The sequence below is a fragment of the Anaerosoma tenue genome, assembly GCF_023161965.1.
In the GTDB taxonomy this organism is placed as follows: Bacteria; Actinomycetota; Coriobacteriia; order Anaerosomatales; family Anaerosomataceae; genus Anaerosoma; species Anaerosoma tenue.
Genome location: NZ_JALNTY010000001.1, coordinates 527659 through 547677, shown reverse-complemented (window position 1 = coordinate 547677; position 20019 = coordinate 527659). Strand labels below are relative to the sequence as shown.

Sequence of the window (20019 nt, the reverse complement as noted above, 5' to 3'; positions counted from 1 at the left end):
ACGCATGCGCGCTCTCGGCTTGGACATCGGATCGGTCCGCATCGGCGTCGCCGTGTCGGATCCATCGGGCAGCGTGGCATCGCCCCTCACGGTGCTTGACGGCCGTTCGCTTGCCTCGGACATCGGCCCGCTCGCCCGTCTCGTGGAAGACTACGAGCCGGAGTGCCTGGTGGTGGGGCTTCCGCTGTCGCTCTCGGGCGAGACCGGACCCCAGGCTGAAGCCGTGCAGGCGACGGCCGAGCGGCTCGCGGGGGCCGTGGGGGTGCCGCTCGCCTATGCCGATGAGCGCCTCTCAAGCGCCGAGGCTCGGCGCATGATGTCGGCGTCCGGCCTCAGCGAGAAGGAGCAGCGAGGCTCCGTGGACAAGGTGGCGGCCGCGCTCCTGCTGCAAAGTTGGCTCGATGGCCGACGGAACGGGTCACAGGAGTCAGGATGAGCGGTCGGCGCGAACACTCGGGGCGGGGGTCGGCGGGCTTTGCGCGCCGGTTCTCGGCGCGCGGGGTGCACTCGGCCGACGCGGGCTCTCGCCGCCGGGCGTTGGCGGCGGTCGTCATCCTCGTGGTCGCGGCTCTCCTGGTGTGCGTTCCTTCGTACGGCGTGTGGCGTGTCCTGTTCGCCCCCCAGGCCGACGTGGTCGCGGGCGAGCCTGTGCAGGTGGAGATCCCGGACGGGGCGGATACGGCCACCATCGCGTCGATACTCGCGGACACCGGGGTGATCGGGAACGCGGCCATGTTCCGTTTGCGTGCCAGGCTGGACGGGGTCGACAGTGAGCTGCGGCCGGGGGTCTACGACCTGATCACGGGCATGGCGTACGACGAGGTGGTGGACACGCTGGTGGCCGGGCCACCGGTCGCCTACACGACGGTGACCATCCCGGAGGGGTTCACGGTGGAGCAGATCGCGGAGCGGATCGGTGCGGAGACGGGGATCTCCGCAGACGAGATCGCAGAGCTCGGCCTGGGCGGTGCCCCATCCTTCGAGCAGGAGTATCCGTTCGTGAGCGACGGCTTCCAGGGGTCCCTGGAGGGTTACCTCTTCCCGGAGACCTACCGCATCGCCGAGGGCTCCACCGCGCAGGACGTGATCATCCTGATGCTCGACCAGTTCGCCGAGCAGTTCGCCACCCTCGACCTCTCATACGCCGAGGAGGCGGGGCTCACATCGCATGAGGTGGTCACACTTGCGTCCATGGTGGAGCGGGAGGCACGTCTCGCCGATGAGCGGCCGCTTGTCTCCTCGGTCATATACAACCGTCTCGCCAGAGGGATGCGTCTTGAGATCGACGCGACCATCGAGTACGTCATCAAGGAGAACCGGCCCCGGCTGTTGAACAAGGACCTTGAGGTCGACAGTCCGTACAACACGTACAAGTACGACGGTCTGCCGCCGGGGCCGATAGCGAGCCCGGGCCTGGCGGCGCTGGAGGCCGCCACCTCGCCTGCCGAGACCGGGTACCTGTACTACGTCCTCACGAGCGCGGACGGAGCGCATACCTTCACGGAGACGTATGAGGAGTTCCTTGAAGCCAAGGAGAAGTCGAGAGAGGTGACCCCCTGAACGTCATGGATGTCGTGAGCACATCGGCCATACGTATCACAGGCGCTCGCAAGCGATACAAACCGATAGTGGGCGCGCCCGAGCGCGACGCGGTGCGTGGTGTGGATATCGCCGTCGCGCCAGGCACTATCCACGGTCTGCTCGGTCCTAACGGCGCTGGCAAGACCACGACCATCAAGATGCTGCTAGGCCTGGTGAAGCCGAGTGCTGGGGAGTTCCGCATCCTTGGCGAGGACTCCACGCATCCGCAGGGGCGCCGCCGTGTCGGGTTCATGCCCGAGCAGCCGTACTTCCCGCAGCATCTGCGAGCCGACCAGGCGCTCAGGCTGTATGCGCAGCTTGCCGGGGTGCCGCGGGATGAGATCGTCGAGCGGACGTCCCGGCTGATGGAGCGCGTGGGATTGCAGGGTCGCGAGAAGACCACGCTCGACGCGTTCTCGCGGGGCATGCTGCAACGGCTGGGGATCGCGCAGGCGCTCATCAACGACCCGGCGGTGGTGGTGCTGGACGAACCCGCGTCCGGTCTCGACCCGGTCGGCCAGCGTGACATCCGAAACCTCATGCTCGAACTGCGCGGCGGGGGCGTCACCGTCCTGCTGTCCTCACATCAGCTCTCCGAGGTCGAGGCGGTGTGCGATGAGGTCACCATCATGAATGCGGGCGTCGTCGCGGCCGAAGGCCAACTGGATGCGCTCCTGAACGTGGAGGGGCGTACGTCGATACGCGTGCGCGGCCTGGAGGCGGGACTCCCGCCCGAGGTGCGTGACCTGGCCGAAGACGTAGCCGTTTCCGGTGGTGTGTCGGTGTTCTCGGTCCCGGACGAGTCCGTCCGTGCTGTGGTCGACGCGATCGACGATGCAGGCGGCGTCATCGTGTCGGTCTCGCCCGTGCGGGACTCGCTGGAGGACTACTTCGCCAGGCTGCTCACACGTTCGGCCGGGGAGGTGGGGTCACGATGATGTCCCGGATCTGGACGATCGCCAGGGGCGTGGTGGCGGACAGCCTCAGACGCAAGGTCGTGTACATCGTGTTCGTGTTCGCCGCGCTGCTCGCGATGGCCATACCGTCGCTGCCCAGCTACGGGCTGGGTGTGGAGGACGCGGTCTACCGGGAGGTGGCGCTCGCATTGTCGTTCGCCACCGCGCTGGTGCTCTCGCTGTCGCTCGCCGCGAACCGCGTCCCCTCGGAGGTAGAGCACAGGACCGTCTACAACGTGATCTCGAAAGGAGTCGGCAGGTGGGAATACCTGGTCGGCTCATGGCTGGGCGTCTTCGTGGTGACGGGCGGCGCCATAGCGGTTTTCACCGCCGTGGAGCAGGTCATCGCCGTGCTGAGGTACGGTGACGCGATGTGGCAGTTATGGCAGGGGGCCCTGGCCGTCTGGCTGGAGATGGGCGTCATAGCCGCGTTCGCGGTGGCGGTCTCGGCGATCACAGGCCCGGTCGTGGTGGTCACGGCGAGCCTGGCAATGCTGTTCATCGGGCACTCCCGCTCCACGCTCCTCGGCGGGGAGGGGGCGCTCGCTCTTCGGCCCTTCTATCCGTCGCTGGACGCGTTCAACGTGGTCAATCCCGTCGCCCACGGGTCCGGGGTGCCCGCGCTGTATGTCGCGAGCATGCTGGCCGTGTTCGCGGGTTTCGCCGGGCTGGCTCTCGCGGTCGGGGTGGCGCTCTTCTCCCGAAGGGACCTGTGAGTCCGATGCGCGACCTGCAGCGCTACATCGTGGTCGCGGCGGTGTGCCTGGCGCTCGTGCTCGGCGGTCAGGCGATGGCCGACTCGCTCGTGCCCGAGGCGTCGGGAGCCGAGACCAACGAGGCGGTCGGGCGCGCCGCGTCGTCGTACCTCACCGGGATCAAGACCTATGCGGCCGCCGCCCTGTGGAACCGTTTGCACCCGGTCATGCACGGCTACTACTCGGAGATCCCTATCGGTGAGCAGCGCTACATGCTGAGCACGATCAGCCTGGTGATAGCGCTGGACCCTCATCAGGAGCAGGCCTACTCCGTGGGTTCGTGGATCCTCGCTGACAACGGCCGGGTGGAAGAAGCCCTGGTGATGGCCGAGAGAGGCGTGGAAGCGAACCCTCGCGCGGGTCTTCTCCTGTCGAACCTCGCCCAGATGGAGTATCTCTACGGAGAGGGCCTCGACACGGCGGTGGTCATCGCCGAGCGTGTCCTGAAAGATGACATCGAGTGGCTTGACGGGATCCAGCAGCACCAGTGGTACCCGCTGCTGGGGGACATCTTCCGGCAGGCGGACAGGGACGACCTCGATGCGCTCGTGCAGGACCGGCTCGAGCGTCTCGACGAGGAGTTGGGTGACGAGCTGTCCCATGAGGACCACGACCATGACCACGACGGAGTCCCGGACCACTAAGGAGCGAGCGCGCTGTTCAGACCCGACCACTACGTGACCGGCGTGTGCGCGATCGATCTCGACGCGCTCAAGGCCACCGGTGTCGATTCGCTGTTGCTCGATCTCGACAACACCGTTTCGCCACATCATTCGACCACCGTGGTGCCTGAGATCCGTGACTGGCTCGCTACGTTGCCCGGTCGGGGGTTCTCAGTCTGTTTCGTCTCCAACAACTGGCACGATGACGTCCACGAGCGGGCCGCGGCGCTCGGCTTCCCCGTGGTGCCCAAGGCGGGCAAGCCCTTGCCATTCGGCATACGCAGGGCTATGAGACTGCTCGGCTCGGAGCCGGGTGCGTGTGCGATGATCGGCGATCAGCTGTTCACGGATATCCTCGGCGGCAACTGCGCCGGGGCGGTGACGGTCCTGGTGGAGCCCCTCACGCACGTGGACCTGCCTCACACCCGGGTGCTTCGACGGCTGGAACAGCGCATAATGGCGGGGAGGAACCCCGAGGCCTGAGGGCGATGACAGGGAGAGGTGGCGCGTGATCATCAACGGACGGACACGACCGACCGCCGTCATCGGCTGGCCGATCGCGCAGTCGCTGTCGCCCGTGATGCACAACGCTGCCTACGAATCGCTCGGCCTCAACTGGGCGTGTCTGCCCTTCGGCGTAACCGACCAACACGCCCTGCTCGCGTTCACGGAGGCCGCGAGACGTCTGCCGTTCGTGGGCTTCAACGTGACCATGCCGTACAAGCAGGCGATGTTGGAGCTGTGCGACGAGACGGCGACCCTCGCGCAGATGGCGGGCGCCGTCAATACGGTCCACTGCGTCGACGGCCGCCTGATCGGCTACAACACCGATGGGCGCGGTATGCTGGAGTCGCTGGCGGATGACGCGGGTTTCGATCCGGCTGGGGCGAGTGTTGCGATAATCGGGGCAGGCGGCGCCGCCGGCGCCGCGGTGACGGCGTTCATCCTTGCGCGAAGCTCCAGTGTGGTGCTGGTGAATCGCGATCCCGCGCGTGCGGAATCCGTGCTCGCGAGGGTCTCGAACCATCTGCGTGGCACCACCGCGACGGCCTATCCCCTGGATGGATCAGCAGCTGACGCAGTGCGCAGCGCCGATCTCGTGGTGAACGCGACGCCGGTGGGCATGAGTCTCGACGACCCGAGCCCTGTTCCCGCGTCATGGCTCCGCGAAGGCCAGGTCGTGCTCGACATGCTGTATCAGCGTCCGGAGACGCCGCTCCTGCGAGCTGCCGCTCAGGTGGGCGCACACGGCATCGGCGGACTCGGGATGCTGGTCGCGCAGGGAGCCCTCGCGATCGACATCTGGGCCGGCGGCGAGGTCGCGCAGTCACGCACCCCGCGCGATGTCATGCGGGCCGCCGCTGAGACTGCGCTCGAGGCGCTCTCAACCGGCGCCGGCGGGGGCGATGACTCGTGATGGCCGCCTCCGGAAAGCGGCTCGGCCGCGTTCTGGTCGACTCCGGGGTGATCACGCAGGAGCAGCTCGACGCTGCCCTTTCGGACACCTCTGGCCGGTCGCTGAGCGGCGTCCTGGTCGGCGAGGGCATCGTGAAGGAGAACGCGATCGCCCAGGCGGTTGCTGAGAGCATGGGGCTGACCTTCGTGGATCTCGGCGCCATCGATGTCGATGCGAGCGCTGTGACCATGCTTCCCATCGATCTGGCGCGGCGGCACACATGCCTCCCCATCAAGGTGCAGGACGACGAGCTCGTGGTGGCGATGGCCGATCCTGCCAACGTCCTGGCGATCGACGACATCCGTATCGTCACAGGATACGACATCCGCGTGGTCGTGGCCACGGAGAGCGATCTGCTGGCCGCTCTCGACAAGCAGCAGAGCATGCAGGCGAACGTCGAAGAGATGGTCGGCGACATCGAAGACGTGTCGGCCACCGTCGAGGATGACCGCGTGGATGTGCAGGATGAGGAGGCGCCGGTCGCCAAGATCCTCAACCACGTCGTGACCGAGGCCATCCGCCAGGGCGCCGGCGACATCTACATCGAGCCCGGTGAGAACGACCTCCGGGTGAGGTTCCGCATCGACGGCGTGTGCCAGGAGATCATGCGGAGCCCTAAGAAGATACACAGACAGCTGATGAGCCGGCTCAAGATCCAGTGCAACATGGACATCGCTGAACGCCGCATACCGCAGGACGGCCGTTTCGGCGTGATGCTCGACGGCAAGTCGGTCGACTTCCGGGTGGCTGTCCTGCCCACGGTCCATGGCGAGATGTCGGTCATGCGTCTCCTGCGCAAGGACGCCATCCTCATGTCGCTCGAGGACCTCGGGTTCCTTGAGCAGCCGATGGAGCGCGTGATGGAGGCGATCTCGCGCCCGTACGGCGCCCTTCTGGTGACGGGCCCGACCGGTTCGGGTAAGTCCACCACGCTGTACGCCGCCATCAACAAGACGACGAGGCCCACCGTGAACCTCATCACGGTCGAGGATCCGGTCGAGTACCGTCTCGAGGGGCTCTCTCAGGTGCAGGTACACGAGAAGGCGGGCCTCACGTTCGCGGCGGCTCTGCGGTCGATCCTCCGCCAGGACCCCGACGTCGTGATGATCGGCGAGATCCGCGACAAGGAGACCGCCACGATCGCGATCGAGGCCGCTCTCACGGGGCACCTTGTCCTTTCCACCCTGCACACCAACGACGCCCCCTCGGCGCTCACCCGTCTCACGGAGATGGGCGTGGAACCATTCCTCTCCGCCTCGGCGATCAACTGCGTGCTCGCCCAGCGGCTCGCCCGGCGACTGTGCAAGGAGTGCAAGGAGCAGTACGTCCCCGAGGAAGAGGTGCTGCAGCGGATCGGATTCCCGTACGAGCCCGGACGACCCCCGAAGCTCTATCGGGCGGTCGGTTGTGTGAAGTGCAACGACATCGGCTACAAGGGTCGGATGGGTGTGCATGAGGTGATGACCGTGACCGAGTCTATCGAGCGGGCATGCGTGGATCATGCGTCCGGTGATGAGATCGCCCGCATCGCCGTGGACGAGGGCATGAAGACGCTCCGTGACGACGGATTCGAGAAGGTCCTGGCCGGTCTCACCTCGATCGAAGAGATCATGCGGGTGGTCGTCTAGCACGTCCGACCTGCGTTTTCCCGGTTGTTTCGGTATCGGCGACGTGAGAGACTGAGACTGCTTGCCCCAGGTCGGGTCTGGTCGCGCACGCCATTACGACCCCCCGGTCTGTTTGACGGCCGCTCCCGGAGGTGACGACACGATGGTGGACAAGGGCATCGGCGACTATTTCATCAGCGACACCGATGACGAGTCGTACGACGACGACGACCTGCTCGGCGCGCCGGTCGTCGTTCCGGTCACACCCCAGCCCGCGCAGACCGTTCCCGCCCAGGCTCCGGCGCCGGCGGCCCAGCCGGCGCGGCAGGCCGCTCCCGTTGCGCCGGCCGCTGCTCCGGCGCCTCAGCCCGCGGAGCCGCAGGCGGCGCGTCCACAGGCCACGACACGGCAGATGAGCCGCGAGGAGCAGCTGGCGCAGGCGCTCGACGAGCTCATGCGCGAGGACGGCGACATCCAGGCCGCTGCGCTTGTGAGCCTTGACGGCTTCACGATGGCGTCGGCGCTGCCGGCGGGCATGCAGGCCGACCGCGTGGGCGCGATGTCGGCCGCGATCCTCGGTCTCGGCGAGCGCGCGGCGGCCGAACTCGGCAGGGGTCACCTCTCGCAGGTCTTCATCGAGGGGGAGAACGGCTACGTGCTGCTGATCGCCGCAGGAAGCAGGGCGGTCCTCACGGCGATGGCCGATCCCAGCGCGAAACTGGGGCTCGTCCTGTACGACATGAAGGCTATAGCGGAGCGCATCGGCAACGTTCTTGGCTGATCCGCACGCACCGGCACTATACGATGCCCCGGGGGAGTGACGGTTCGAAGCGATGGCACTGCGCGGCAACCTCAAGGACTTCAGTCTTCCAGACGTCTTCCAGCTCGTTCAGCTGAGCGGGAAGACCGGAGTGCTGCGCATCGTCCGTCCCGACGCGGAAGGCAGTATCTGGTTCCGCGACGGCGACGTGTTCTTCGCGCAGTCCAACTGGCGCCATGAGCTGCTTGGCGATCGGCTGGTGAGCGCGCAGCGGATAACGCCGGCGGCGCTCGAACGTGCGCTGGAGATGCACAAGGCCGAGGGCGGCGAGCGCCGGCTCGGCGAGATCCTGGTGAGCGAGGGTTACATCACCCAGCACGTCCTCGAGACCTTCGTCCAGGAGCAGATCCAGGACACGATCTTCGACATCATGCGGTGGGACGAAGGCGACTTCGACTTCGAGGTCTTGCCGGAGGTCCTGCACGAGGACATCGGCCTGTCGGTCTCCGTTGAGAACATCGTCATGGAGGGCAGCCGGCGGCTCGAGGAGTGGAACCGCATCAAGAAGAAGGTCCCGTCGGCTGACATGGTCTTCAAGATGGCCACAGCTCCGGGCGAGGGAACCTTCGAGATCTCGCTGAAGCCCGTGGAGTGGAACCTGCTCCTTCTGATCGACGGTACGCGCTCGGTGCGTGAGCTTGCCGAGGAGGTGCGCAGCACCGACTTCGAGGTTGCGCGCGTCATCTACGGTCTCTTCTCGGCAGGTTTGCTCGAGGTGCCGTCGGATGAGGAGGTCGAGAGGCTGCGGGCCGAGCGTGCCGCTCGCGAGGAGAAGCGGGCGCGTGCTGCCGCCGCGCGTGCTGAGCGTGAAGCGTCCGGCCCGTCGGCGTCCGAACCCGAGGCGGACGCATCCGCAGTGGTGGAGTCGGAGCCCGAAGTGCACGCCCCGGAGGACACGGCGGTCGAGAAGCAGCCGGAGGAGGCGCCGGCGGGGGAGGACGTGCGCGCCGCTCCGGAGATGCCCGAATTCCTCTCGGTGGGCGCGGAACCGCCCAGCGACGATGACATGGCGGTCTTCACAGAGATGATGGAGGCGGTCCTCTCCCCGCACGATGCCGCTGCTGCTGAGACGCTTGAGGAGGAGCCGCCGGCCGCGCCTGAGGAGCCCCTCGATGAGTTCCCCCAGCTCGGGTACGAGCCGGAGACCGCCGATGAGACGCCGGTCGTGCCCTACGCTCCCACGGTGGAGGACGCGTGGGACGAGTCGGCCTTGCTCGCCGAGATGGGCATCGCACAGCCACCGGCGGATGATGTCCAGGATCAGGAACCATCTTCGGTCGTTGAGGAGCACCAGCCGCCTGCGGAGGCCGAGACGTACGAGACGCCCGCGGCGGACAGTGACGACGTAGGCTTCGGCGCCATACCGGAGTCGGATCTCGCCGAGATTCCCGCTCCGCCGGTGGCGGAGACGGAGCCATCGCAGTTCATGCCTACCGGCGACTTCGAGAGCGACCTGCGCACCCTTGGTCTCGGCGAGTATCCGCCCGAGTTGCTGGAGCCGGAGCCCGTGAGCGAGAGCCGCCCACCGATGTCCGAGATGGAGCAGGCGGCGGTCGAGGTGGAGAGCGGGTCGGAGTCGGACTGGGCCGAGTTCGTGCAGTCCATCTCCGAGGAGCCAGCGCCGGTAGAGCAGCCGCCCGCAGAGGAGGCGCCGGTAGAGCAGGCGCCTGCGGAGGAAGGCGTCGCGGAGACCGCCGCGCCCGAAGGCGGGTCCGACCAGGATCTCGACTCGCTGCTCGAGTCGCTCGGCGCGTCTGCCGAAGAAGGTTCGGGGGTCATCGCGTCCGAGACCGATTTCGGCGAGGAGCAGAGCACCGGGGAGTACATCTCAACCGACTCGTTCCTTGCGGAGTTCGATACCGGCAGCGGTCTGAGCGGTGGTCTCGGCGACGAGCTGACCGCGCTGACCGGCGGAGGTACCGGTCGCGCCCGACCGGTGACCACCGTGAATGCGATACCCGAGCCGGGAGAGGGCGGCAGGCTCCACATCGACCAGACAGTGGATAAAGAGTTGCTCGAGCAGATCATCCAGGGCATCGAGGATCTCTGACAAGGGACGGAGCGCGCATGCAGTCGGTCAAAGTCATCGTCACCGGTCCGTTCAATGCCGGTAAGACGACCTTCATCAAGGCGGTCAGCGAGATCACGGTGCTCTCCACCGAGCGCCAGATCAGCGACGCCTCGGGCGAGGGCAGCGGCGAGACCACGGTCGCCATGGACTTCGGCCGCATCACGATCTCCGACGACGTGGTGCTGTATCTCTTCGGCACTCCCGGTCAGGAGCGGTTCTCCTTCATGTGGGAGACGCTCTCGGAGGGCATGCTGGGATTCGTGCTGATCGTGGATGCCGAGGATGAAGGCTCGTTCGAGGACGCCAAGGCGATGATCGCCTTCTTCAAGGAGATGTCCGACGTGCCGTTCGTGGTGGCGGCCAACAAGGTCCCGGCCACCGACGTCAAGACGTTGCGGCGGGTGCGCTCCGCCATCGCGCTCGAGGACACCGTGCCGCTGCTGCCGGTGGACGCCCGCGAGAAAGAGAGCGTTAAGGCGGTCCTGCTGGGGCTGCTCTATCGGATCCTCGACAGCATGGACTGAGGGTGATGGACCAGGGGCTCTACATCCTCGGGGGGATCGCGCTGCTCGTCGTCGTCCTGCTCGCGTATCTCGTCTACGCGATCGCGAGCTATCGTGCCGCGGTACGCAGGGCGAGCCACGTCGCGGAGCATGACGACCAGCATGATGCCGAGGCGCGCTATCTCGCCGAGGATTCGGGCGATCTCTTCGCGGCGCCCCGGGAGGGTGCCGCTGTTCCGCGTGGCCCCGTGGCGAGCGGCAGATCGAGCGCGACAACGCCGGTCATATCCCGGGAAGCCGAGGTCGCTCCGTTCCGTATCCCCGAGGTGCACCGCTCCGAACCGGAACACGTGAGCCCGGCTCGTCCTCCGCTGACCGTACGCGATCACGCAGAGGTCTCCACAGAGGTGGAGGAGCCCGTTGCCCGTCAGGCGGCAGTTCCGCCTGCCCCGGAGACACCCGCGGTCGCACCACCCGCACCCGCGGCGGATCCTTCGCCAGCCGCTCTGTCGCCCCGAATGCCCGCCACCGAACCCGCATCGCAGCCAGCGGTGGCCGCCATGCCCGGCTACTCGCTCGGCGACGAGCTCGAGCGGCTCATGCGCGTGGCCGAGGAGCAGCAGCCGCTCATGCCGTCCGGGCAGCAGGAGGCGACTGTCCCCGCCGAGTCGGTCGGCGACCCGGAGCCTTCATTCGAGGCGCCGCCCCTGATGCCCCCGCCGTCGATCGGTCAGGCACTGTCGTCGCCCGCTCCGGCACCTGCACCTGCACCTGTGCCCGAGCCCGAACCTGTGCCCGAGCCCGAACCCGCAACGGCCTCCGAACCGACGCCGGAGCCCGCACCCGCCGCCGCGCCGGTACGGGAGCCTGCACCGGCAACGGCTGTCGCAGAGCCGTCCGTCGTGGATGCCTCCTCCATCCCCGAGTACTCGCTCGTGGCGCCGGTCGAGCTGCACTTCACGGCGGGTCCGGGACGCGTGGGCGTCAAGCCCGGCACGAGAAGCCATGCCGAGTTCCAGCGCCTGGCCGCCATCCTGCTCGGCGACCTGCACGCCACGCGCGATCGCTGAGGCCGGCATCGGCGTCTGTCGCGGAGCACCGCATCTGTCGTACTATCGGCATGCGGGTGTACCGCTTACGTCGTATCCGATCGCAGAGGGGCGATGATTCGTGGCTGAAGCCGGTGAGCGGCTAGGGATGCTGCTCCTGCGCGCGGGCATCATCACCGAACGCCAGCTTGCAGACGCCATAGAGATCCACAAGGTCACCGGGAGCCCGCTCGGCAAGGTCCTGGTCGACCTGGGATACGCCACGCAGGGCGGGATCCTGTCGGTGATGGCCAAGCAGATCGGGATCCCGTACATCGACTTCTCGGTGAAGCGTCCCGATGCCAACGCGATCGCCCTCGTACCGCGTGAGCTGGCGATCCGCTACACGTTGATGCCTATCGAGATCGAAGACGACCACCTTGTGGTTGCTATGGCCGACCCGCAGAACGTGCTTGCGCTCGACGACCTCCGCATCATCACCGGGTACGAGATCGCCCCGGCCATCTCCACCAAGGACAGCATCGTCGCGGCTGTCGACGAGTTCTACAAGGTCGCCACCACGATGAGCGAGGAAGACCTCGACGCCGGGGGCGACACGGCGGAGCTCACGCTCGAGGACATGACCGAGATCACCGACGATGCGCCAGTGGTCAAGCTCGTGAACTACATCATCAACCGCGCTGTGGCTGACAGGTCGAGCGACATCCACATCGAGCCGCAGGAGAAGGACCTCCGCGTCCGGTACCGTATCGACGGTGTGCTGCACGAGATGATGCGGAGCCCCAAGTCCACGCAGCAGGCGATGATATCGCGGTTCAAGATCATGGCCGACATGGACATCGCCGAGACCCGCAAGCCGCAGGACGGTCACACGGCGCTCACCATCGGCGGGCACGCGATGGACTTCCGTGTGTCCACGCTGCCCACCGTCTACGGCGAGCGCGTGGTGCTTCGTATCCTGCGCAAGGACAACATCATGCTGCGGCTGACGGACCTCGGCTTCCTGCCGTCGGCGCTCGAGCGGTTCGAGTCGTCCTTCCGCAAGCCCTACGGCGCCATTCTGGTCACCGGTCCCACCGGCTCGGGCAAGTCGACGACCCTTTACGCTGCCATCAACGTCCTCAACACGCCCGCGAAACACATCCTCACAGCTGAGGACCCGGTGGAGTACCGCCTCGCAGGCGTGAATCAGGTGCAGACCAACGTGAAGGCCGGCCTCACGTTCGCACGGGCGTTGCGCTCGTTCCTGCGCTGTTCGCCCGACATCATCCTCGTGGGTGAGATCCGCGACCAGGAGACGGCCAAGATCGCCATCGAGTCGGCGCTCACCGGCCACCTCGTCCTCTCCACGCTGCACACCAACGACGCGGCCGGCGCCATCACCCGACTCACCGAGATGGGCGTGGAGCCGTTCCTCGTGGCCTCCGCGGTCGATTGCGTGCTCGCCCAGCGCCTGGGACGGCGGTTGTGCTCCGACTGCAAAGAGGAGTACAAGCCGAGCAAGCAGCTGGCGCTTGACGCGGGATTCGCCGAGGATGCGCTGCCCGAGCGCCTATGGCGGCCCAAAGGCTGCAAGAAGTGCGGCGGCACCGGCTACCGCGGACGTGTCGGTATCCACGAGGTCATGATGATCTCCGAGGAGATCGGCGACCTCACGATCAAGGAGGCCACCGCCGAGGCGATCCGCGAGGTGGCGATGCAGCAGGGGATGCTCACGCTCAAGCAGGACGGCCTCGAGAAGTGTCGCCAGGGCCAGACCTCGATCGAGGAGGTCTCGCGGGTCATCGTGTGACGGGCGGCCCTTCAGTTCGTGCTCTGGCATGCCGAGTGTACTATCGTGTTCAGGGGATCCCTGGTTAAGGAGTGGGTGATGGCCACAACCACCTTCAAGTACAACGTCCGTGACAAGACCGGCAGGGTCGTGAGCGGCAAGCTCGAGGGGGAGAGCCGCGAAGCGGTCGCTACCAAACTCCGCCAGATGGGCTATATCATCCTCGACCTCGACGAGGACCGTCTCGCGCAACTCAACAAGATCCAGTTCGGCACGTCGGTCAAGATCAAGGACGTGACCATCTTCGCGCGACAGTTCGCGACGATGATCAACGCGGGCCTCTCGCTCACGAAGTGCCTGAGCATCCTCGCCGATCAGGCGGAGAACAAGGAGATGCGCGACATCATCGCGCAACTCAACCGTGACGTGGAGGCCGGTCAGTCGCTTTCCGAGGCGATGATGAAGCATCCCAAGATCTTCCCGCCGCTCTTCTACAACATGGTGAAGGCAGGCGAGACCGGCGGTGTGCTCGACGAGGTGCTCCTACGCGTGGCGGACCTTTTCGAGCAGGACGCCCACCTCAGGGGACGCGTGAAGTCCGCGATGATGTACCCGATGGTCATCTCCATCCTTGTGGTGGTCGTGGTCATCGCGATGATGGTGTTCGTGGTGCCGACGTTCATCGAGATGTTCAGTGGCGCAGGGCAGGAGTTGCCGCTTCCGACCCAGGTACTCGTTGCCATGTCCGATTACGTTGCGAGCATCAAGGGCGTGATCACTGCCATCGTGCTCGTGATCCTGTTCTTCGTGTTCAAGCAGTGGACCAAGACCGACTCGGGCAAGTTCATCTGGGACGGCATCAAACTCCGGATGCCCGTGGCCGGCAACATCATCCGCAAGACGTCGGTGGCCCGCTTCACCCGTACGTTCGGCACGCTTGTGGCGGCAGGCGTCCCGATTCTTTCGGCGATGGATATCGTGGCTGACACCGCAGGCAATGAGGTGGTCACCCGCGCCCTCAAGTCGGCGCGGGGAGCGATCAAGGAAGGCGAGACCATCGCCAAACCGCTGGGCGAATCGCCGGTGTTCCCCGGCATGGTCGTGCAGATGGTGGCCGTGGGCGAGGAGACCGGAGCGCTCGACCAGATGCTCATCAAGATCGCCGACTTCTACGACGAAGAGGTGGGCACCGCGATCGACGGTCTCGCCTCGGCCATGGAGCCGATCATCATGGTCGTGCTGGCAGTTGTGGTTGGCGGCATCGTTATCGCGCTCTACATGCCGATGTTCCAGGCCGTCACGATGGTGGCCTGACTTTGCGGGATTCGTTCTAAAGTCCCGAACCGCACTGCCGATAAGTGTACTAGCGGGGATTCCCGCTCATGTCCGCAAGTGAAAGGGAGGTGAACATCGATGCGGATGTTCAGGAAGGATGAGGGCTTCACCCTCGTCGAGCTCATGGTCGTGGTTCTCATTATCGGTATCCTTGTTGCTATCGCTATCCCTGTGTTCAACGCGGCCAGTGATTCGGCGCGCAGGAGCGCCTGCCAGTCGAACCTGCGTACCCTCGACGGTGCAACCGAGCAGTGGGCTGCGGCGAACCCGAACAACGACAAGACCACCATTGATGACCTGGCAACTGCCGAGGCTGCGCTCGGAACCGCGGAGGCGGCCGACGGCACGACAGGCATCTACGTGAAGGACTGGGACGGCTCCACCGTGTGCCCGTCTGACGGTACGACTGCATACACGGTTACCGATGGCGACTTCTCGTGTGTGTTTGACGTCGACGGAGACGGTACTGGCGGAGAGCACAACTACGAGTAGCCTTCACCAAGCCGGAGTTCATCCGGTGCACGTGAGCAAAGGACCGGCGGGCGACCGCCGGTCCTTTGCTTCGCCCGGTGCCATCTGCGGTATGCTGTGCGCTGACATCCGTGCAACGAGAGGTGTGGCGTGGCGTTCGACATCCCCGGGTGGTACTTCACTCTCTCGATGGGACTCTTCGGGCTGCTGTTCGGCAGTTTCGCCAACGTCGTGATCTGGCGTGTCCCGCGCGGTGAGTCCATCGCGCACCCCGGCTCGCACTGCCCCGGCTGCGACACACCGATCGCCTGGTACGACAACATCCCTGTGGTCTCGTGGCTCGTTCTGCGTGGCCGTTGCCGTCACTGCCACAAGCCGATCGCTCCGCGGTATCCGCTTGTCGAGGCGGTATCGGGCGCGCTCTTCGTTGCGGCGGCTCTCGTGTGGGGGCCGGGTGCGCGCGCTCTGTTCGGTGCGGCGCTCTTCTGGTTCCTGCTCGCGCTCTCGCTGATCGACCTCGAGCACATGCGGCTGCCGAACCCGCTCGTCGCCACGCTCGCAGCCGTCGGGCTTCTTGGCGCTCTTCTCTCGGAGCTCGGTGGGGCGCATGTCGTGCCTCTTACCGCGGACGGTGCTAGCGGTGTGGCTGCGCACCCGCTCGCCCTCTCGCTCATCGGGGTGCTGCTCGGTGCGGGTCTGCCAGCGATGATCGCATTCGTGTACAGCGCGATACGAGGGCGGAGCGGGTTCGGTATGGGAGATGTCAAGTTGCTCGGTGCGCTCGGCTTGTTCCTTGGTCCGTACGTTCTCGTGACCTTCTTCGTCGCCAGTCTCCTCGGAGCGGTCGGCGGCGCGGTCATCGCGCGTGGGCGCGACCTCTCGCAACGGCGTGTCCCGTTCGGCCCGTGGCTTGCCGCTGGTGCTGCCATAACAGCCGTCCTTGGACCTGCGCTCGTGAGCGGCTATCTGAGCCTCGTGGGTATCGCGTGAACGGGCTGCTAGAATGCTCGGCGAGGAAGCCGGACGCTCAAGTGAGGCGCGGCCACTGCCGATACAGCAGACAGAGCCATGCAACAGCGGCATGCGCATAGTGCGATGTCGTCCATGGCGTGTTGGATGGAAGTGGGACAGATGAGGGGCATCTGGGAACGGGCGCGGCGCGATGACGGTATGACGATCGTCGAGATCATGGCGGCGGCGGTCATCATGTTCATCATCCTATCGGGTGTGCTCGGCCTTGTGGGTCGCACCACGCTGATGGGCGCCCAGGCTAAAGAGAAGAACATCCTCACCAACGCGCTCAACGCGTACATCGAGTCGGTGCACGCGTTGCCGTTCGAGGATGTCGCCCTGGTGACAGAAGGTGGCGTGCTTACCACCGAGACGGTCCAGGTGACCAACGGGTATACCATCACGATCCATCCCACCGTCACCCCCGTGGTGGGCAACGACGCCCTGAAGACGCTCGTGGTGGACATCACCATCGCCGATGGCCGCGGAGGGGTGACGAACACCAGCACAGAGGTGACGGTCCGCGACAGGGAACAGTTCCTCACCACGCCTTCGGACGCGCTGGACCCGACGATCACCTGGGGTTCGTTGATGCCGCCTGACCGCGCCGTGGCCTGGGACACCTCGTGGGCCCCGCTGGGGCTTGAGCCCGAACAGTACAGCACGGCCGCACAGCCGTTCTACATCGACGTCGAGGCGGCCGCTGCCGAAGGCCGGACTATCGCCAGCGTGCAGGTGTCGTACGGCTTCCCCTGCGAGAACCCTGATGGAGACCCTGCCGTCTGGCCTGGCGGCACACAGTCGTTTAGCTCCACGCTCCTGCTGTTCATGTGGGACACCAACGAGATCGAGACGGTGTATCCGGAGGTGGGTGCTCCGTATGACGTGCGACAGGTACAGGACGGGTGGCGCACCCTGAAGGCCACCGTCACCGACAATGCCACCCCGGCGCGATCGGACGACGTGGTCCGCTACTACCTCGTGGACAACTTCGCGCCGCCTGCCCCGGCATCGGTGGCGGCGCTGCCTGAGTCGGCAACGAGCACATCGATCTCCTGGCCCAAGGTGATGGACGGGTCTCACGGCGCCGAGGGGTACGATGTGGTCTGGCACCGGCAGGATCTGTGGGATACCTACGAGGAGTCGTGGCTCGGTTGGAACTACGTCGACTCGTACGAGTGGTCCGACGCGAGCGCTTACGATGGCGACACGATGTCTCACGCTATCGAAACGCTGCCTTTCCGGCGCTACATCACACACGTGCGCGCCAAGAGTCCGCGTTGGCGCTCCGGCTGGGTCAACACCATATTCGTGTCACGGCCGCTCGTTTCAGGCACCTACACAGTGGACGCCAGCAGACAGGGGAGCACGTATTCCTACGTCGTCACGTCGAACCTGAGTGGCTCACTGCCGCAGTTCCCGGTATCCGACGGCATCACGTATACGTTCTATCGGATCACCGATGGCGCTGAGACCGTGGTCCAGACAGGGCCATCCGCAACGTGTGAGGACACGGTCGAGGTGAGCGGCAAGAACATGAGCTTCCCGGTGCGTTCGTACCGGGTCGAGGTCACGTTCACTCCTGAGGGCTACAGTGGCGGTACCGCTCAGACGGTGGTCTCCAACACCGTGAGCACCGCGTCCAGCGCTTCCGGCACGTACACGTTCACTGAAGGAACGTGGTGACGATGTCTCTTCGCCACGATGACGGTTATACGCTCAGCGAACTGATCGCCGTGATCGGTCTGCTCGGCATCATCATGGGCGTCGCCTACGGCGGTATGCATATCGCGATGAGCGGCACGGCCTTCAGCGACGAGCAGGCGCTCGTGAGCGAGGAGATAGCCGCGCCGCTGGACCTGGTCGATCAGGTGTTCACCCAGTCCCTCGGGTTCGATGTCAGCTACCCCGGTGTCCAGCAGAACCGGGTCGCCGTCTTCACCGACCAGAACGCGGATGGCGTTCAGGAGCGCTGGCAGTTCGAAGTGAACGGAACGCAGCTACTCGTCACGCGGGGGACGGCCGCCAGTGGTACGGCCGAGCAGACCGTGTGGTCGGAGTCGAATGCCAACATCGCAGCAGGTGTGCCGCTGTTCCGGTACTACGGTCCTGATGGCGAGATCACGGACATGAGTGATGTGGCGAACGACGCCACACACGTGGAGGTCACGCTGATGGTGTCGTACCGTGACTCAACACTGAGCGACAGCCGCACGGTCTTCATACGGAACTGAGGTCAGCTGATGCTGAAGGAGCGGGTCAGAATGGGGCGCAGACTGCGTTCGATGATCAGGGACGACCGCGGGGTCGCCCTCGTCACTGTGCTCGGGATCGGCGTGGTCATCTCGATCCTGGCGGTGACGAGCTACACCATCGCGAGCCAGGCGCTACACGAGTCCGTGCAGATGGAGAACGACACCAAGGCGTTCCGCGTCGCCTCGAGCGGGCTGGACGAGGTCCTGTCCACGTTCACGGAGGCAACTGCCGTGGCCATGGCCGCAGGCGGTCCGATCGTGGGGTCGACACCGGACGGGGCCTACTCGATCACGATCGAGGATCTGGGCGACAGCGAGTGGGTGCTCACGTCGGTGGGAACGGGTCCTGATGGCGTGACCGAGACGGTCCAGCAGCGGTTCTACTTCATCAACCTGTGGGAGATGAACCTCTCCACCGGCTCCGACTCGCTGATGAGCGGCTCCTCGGCGCTGAACGGCACGTCGAGCATCGTGGGCCCGTTCTACATGCAGGGCGACCTCAACATCCAGGCGAACATGGCTGTGCTCGAGGGTCCGCTCTTCGTGAAGAACGGCGTGATACGCCGCAAGAACCCGAACTCCTGGCTCGGCATCGAGGTGCAGCCGATCAAGGTCTATTGCGACGGCATCCCTACCGACGGGCTGCCGGCCATCCCCGAGAACACCGGAAGCGGTACGGGCAAGGGTGTTGGCGTGTACGTCGGTACGCGTGTATCGAGGGTTCCGGAGATCTCGCTGCCGCCGCTCGACCAGGTGGGCATCGAGGAGTCGGCACAACTGGCCAAGGACGAGTCGTTCGACAACATCATGGGGTCGACCGATCTCATCAACCTCGAGACCGACATCGAGAACGACCCCGCGCGGTATGACAACATGCAACCGCCCAACACCACCACCTGGAGCAGGGCGATGGCGAACCCCGGTTCATCGCAACCGTACAAGTTCATCGGCCCGGAGAGCGGTGTGGTGAGCAGTCTGGGGACCGGTGCCACTGCGCTCACGATCGGGAACACGAGCTTTGGCGCGTGGGGTTCGGTGAACACCACCGATGGCGTGATGATCGCCGGCCCGGGGCCGACCGGCGTCGACTCGTATCCGGCGAACCGCTGGGACGATTTCTCCTACAACGCGGCTACCGGCGTGTTGTACATCAGCGGCACGGTATTCGTGGACGGCCCGGTGACGTTCGATCGCAGTGCGGGTCCGATCACGTACGTCGGTAATGGCACGATCGTAGCGAATGGCGATATCGCGATGGAGTGCGATCTACGGCCCTACGGCACGAACGTCCAGGGGGAGAACAACAAATGGGCGCTCGGACTGGTGACGCCCGGCGACATCTGGTTCAACCAGGGAGGCAACAACCCGCTGGCCGGCACATCGGCCTCCGACCGCGAGGCGCTCAGGGACATCCTGCCCGATTATGCGGGCGCGTACTACTGCCTCGGCACAGCGCACTTCACCACCAACAACATGCTGGTCAGGGGCACCGTCCTCGCCACACAGATGGAGTTCACGGCCAACAACTGCACGTTGGTCACCAACCCGTTGCTTCCCGATTATCTGCCCGACTCGCTACCCGGTTCCGGCTCCGGTCTGCTCGCGCCAGGACTGTGGACGCGAGGGTGATCAGCCATGCGTGACGACCGGCCGCTATTGACAACCCGGCATGAACTGATGTTCGATAGTCCCAACTATGTGCTGTATGCAGATTCT

Annotated in this window: 19 protein-coding genes; all 19 read left to right on the top strand. The window is 65.7% G+C overall.

What is annotated here, in order from left to right; genetic code table 11:
- Positions 1-4: 4 nt before the first annotated feature.
- Positions 5-436 carry a Holliday junction resolvase RuvX gene (ruvX, locus tag MSB02_RS02730; RefSeq protein ID WP_267193676.1) on the top strand — a complete coding sequence of 144 codons (432 nt, stop codon included), beginning with the start codon at positions 5-7 and terminating at the stop codon, positions 434-436.
- Complete coding sequence (gene mltG, locus MSB02_RS02725; RefSeq protein WP_267193675.1) at positions 433-1560, top strand: endolytic transglycosylase MltG; 1128 nt, start codon at positions 433-435, stop codon at positions 1558-1560. The genes ruvX and mltG overlap by 4 nt, the downstream gene beginning before the upstream one ends.
- 5 nt (positions 1561-1565) lie before the next feature.
- Positions 1566-2519, top strand: coding sequence for an ABC transporter ATP-binding protein (locus MSB02_RS02720; RefSeq protein WP_267193674.1), 954 nt, complete (start codon positions 1566-1568; stop codon positions 2517-2519).
- Positions 2516-3253, top strand: coding sequence for an ABC transporter permease (locus MSB02_RS02715; protein WP_267193673.1), 738 nt, complete (start codon positions 2516-2518; stop codon positions 3251-3253). Before MSB02_RS02720 ends, MSB02_RS02715 begins: the two co-directional genes overlap by 4 nt.
- A 5-nt stretch (positions 3254-3258) precedes the next feature.
- The gene (locus MSB02_RS02710; RefSeq protein ID WP_267193672.1) at positions 3259-3936 is read left to right on the top strand and encodes a tetratricopeptide repeat protein; all 678 of its coding nucleotides are present in this window, start codon (positions 3259-3261) and stop codon (positions 3934-3936) included.
- Between the two features lie 12 nt (positions 3937-3948).
- Entirely contained in the window at positions 3949-4437 is a 489-nt protein-coding gene (locus MSB02_RS02705) for a YqeG family HAD IIIA-type phosphatase (RefSeq protein WP_267194113.1), read from the top strand.
- 25 nt (positions 4438-4462) lie between these two features.
- Positions 4463-5371, top strand: a complete 909-nt coding sequence (gene aroE, locus MSB02_RS02700) for a shikimate dehydrogenase (protein WP_267193671.1) — start codon at positions 4463-4465, stop codon at positions 5369-5371.
- The gene (locus MSB02_RS02695) at positions 5371-7038 is read left to right on the top strand and encodes a GspE/PulE family protein (RefSeq protein ID WP_267193670.1); all 1668 of its coding nucleotides are present in this window, start codon (positions 5371-5373) and stop codon (positions 7036-7038) included. The genes aroE and MSB02_RS02695 overlap by 1 nt, the downstream gene beginning before the upstream one ends.
- Before the next feature lie 142 nt (positions 7039-7180).
- Positions 7181-7798, top strand: a complete 618-nt coding sequence (locus MSB02_RS10525) for a roadblock/LC7 domain-containing protein (protein ID WP_323748487.1) — start codon at positions 7181-7183, stop codon at positions 7796-7798.
- A 52-nt stretch (positions 7799-7850) separates the two neighbouring features.
- Positions 7851-9887, top strand: coding sequence for a DUF4388 domain-containing protein (locus tag MSB02_RS02685; protein WP_267193669.1), 2037 nt, complete (start codon positions 7851-7853; stop codon positions 9885-9887).
- Positions 9888-9904: 17 nt separating this feature from the next.
- Complete coding sequence (locus MSB02_RS02680) at positions 9905-10432, top strand: GTP-binding protein (RefSeq protein ID WP_267193668.1); 528 nt, start codon at positions 9905-9907, stop codon at positions 10430-10432.
- A gap of 5 nt (positions 10433-10437) precedes the next feature.
- A complete protein-coding gene (locus tag MSB02_RS02675) occupies positions 10438-11481 on the top strand; it encodes a hypothetical protein (RefSeq protein WP_267193667.1) in 1044 nt (347 codons plus the stop codon).
- 100 nt (positions 11482-11581) lie between these two features.
- Positions 11582-13252: a GspE/PulE family protein gene (locus MSB02_RS02670; protein ID WP_323748486.1), complete on the top strand. Its 1671-nt coding sequence runs from the start codon at positions 11582-11584 to the stop codon at positions 13250-13252.
- Between the two features lie 78 nt (positions 13253-13330).
- Positions 13331-14545 (top strand): type II secretion system F family protein, encoded by a 1215-nt coding sequence (locus tag MSB02_RS02665; protein ID WP_267193666.1) that lies wholly within the window; start codon positions 13331-13333, stop codon positions 14543-14545.
- A 99-nt stretch (positions 14546-14644) separates the two neighbouring features.
- Positions 14645-15058, top strand: a complete 414-nt coding sequence (locus tag MSB02_RS02660; protein WP_267193665.1) for a type IV pilin protein — start codon at positions 14645-14647, stop codon at positions 15056-15058.
- A 129-nt stretch (positions 15059-15187) separates the two neighbouring features.
- A complete protein-coding gene (locus MSB02_RS02655; RefSeq protein WP_267193664.1) occupies positions 15188-16027 on the top strand; it encodes a prepilin peptidase in 840 nt (279 codons plus the stop codon).
- A 141-nt stretch (positions 16028-16168) separates the two neighbouring features.
- Positions 16169-17734 (top strand): type IV pilus modification PilV family protein, encoded by a 1566-nt coding sequence (locus MSB02_RS02650; RefSeq protein WP_267193663.1) that lies wholly within the window; start codon positions 16169-16171, stop codon positions 17732-17734.
- 2 nt (positions 17735-17736) lie between these two features.
- On the top strand, positions 17737-18282 hold the full coding sequence (locus tag MSB02_RS02645; RefSeq protein WP_267193662.1) for a prepilin-type N-terminal cleavage/methylation domain-containing protein: 546 nt from the start codon (positions 17737-17739) through the stop codon (positions 18280-18282).
- A 30-nt stretch (positions 18283-18312) separates the two neighbouring features.
- The gene (locus MSB02_RS02640) at positions 18313-19932 is read left to right on the top strand and encodes a hypothetical protein (protein WP_267193661.1); all 1620 of its coding nucleotides are present in this window, start codon (positions 18313-18315) and stop codon (positions 19930-19932) included.
- Positions 19933-20019: the final 87 nt, after the last annotated feature.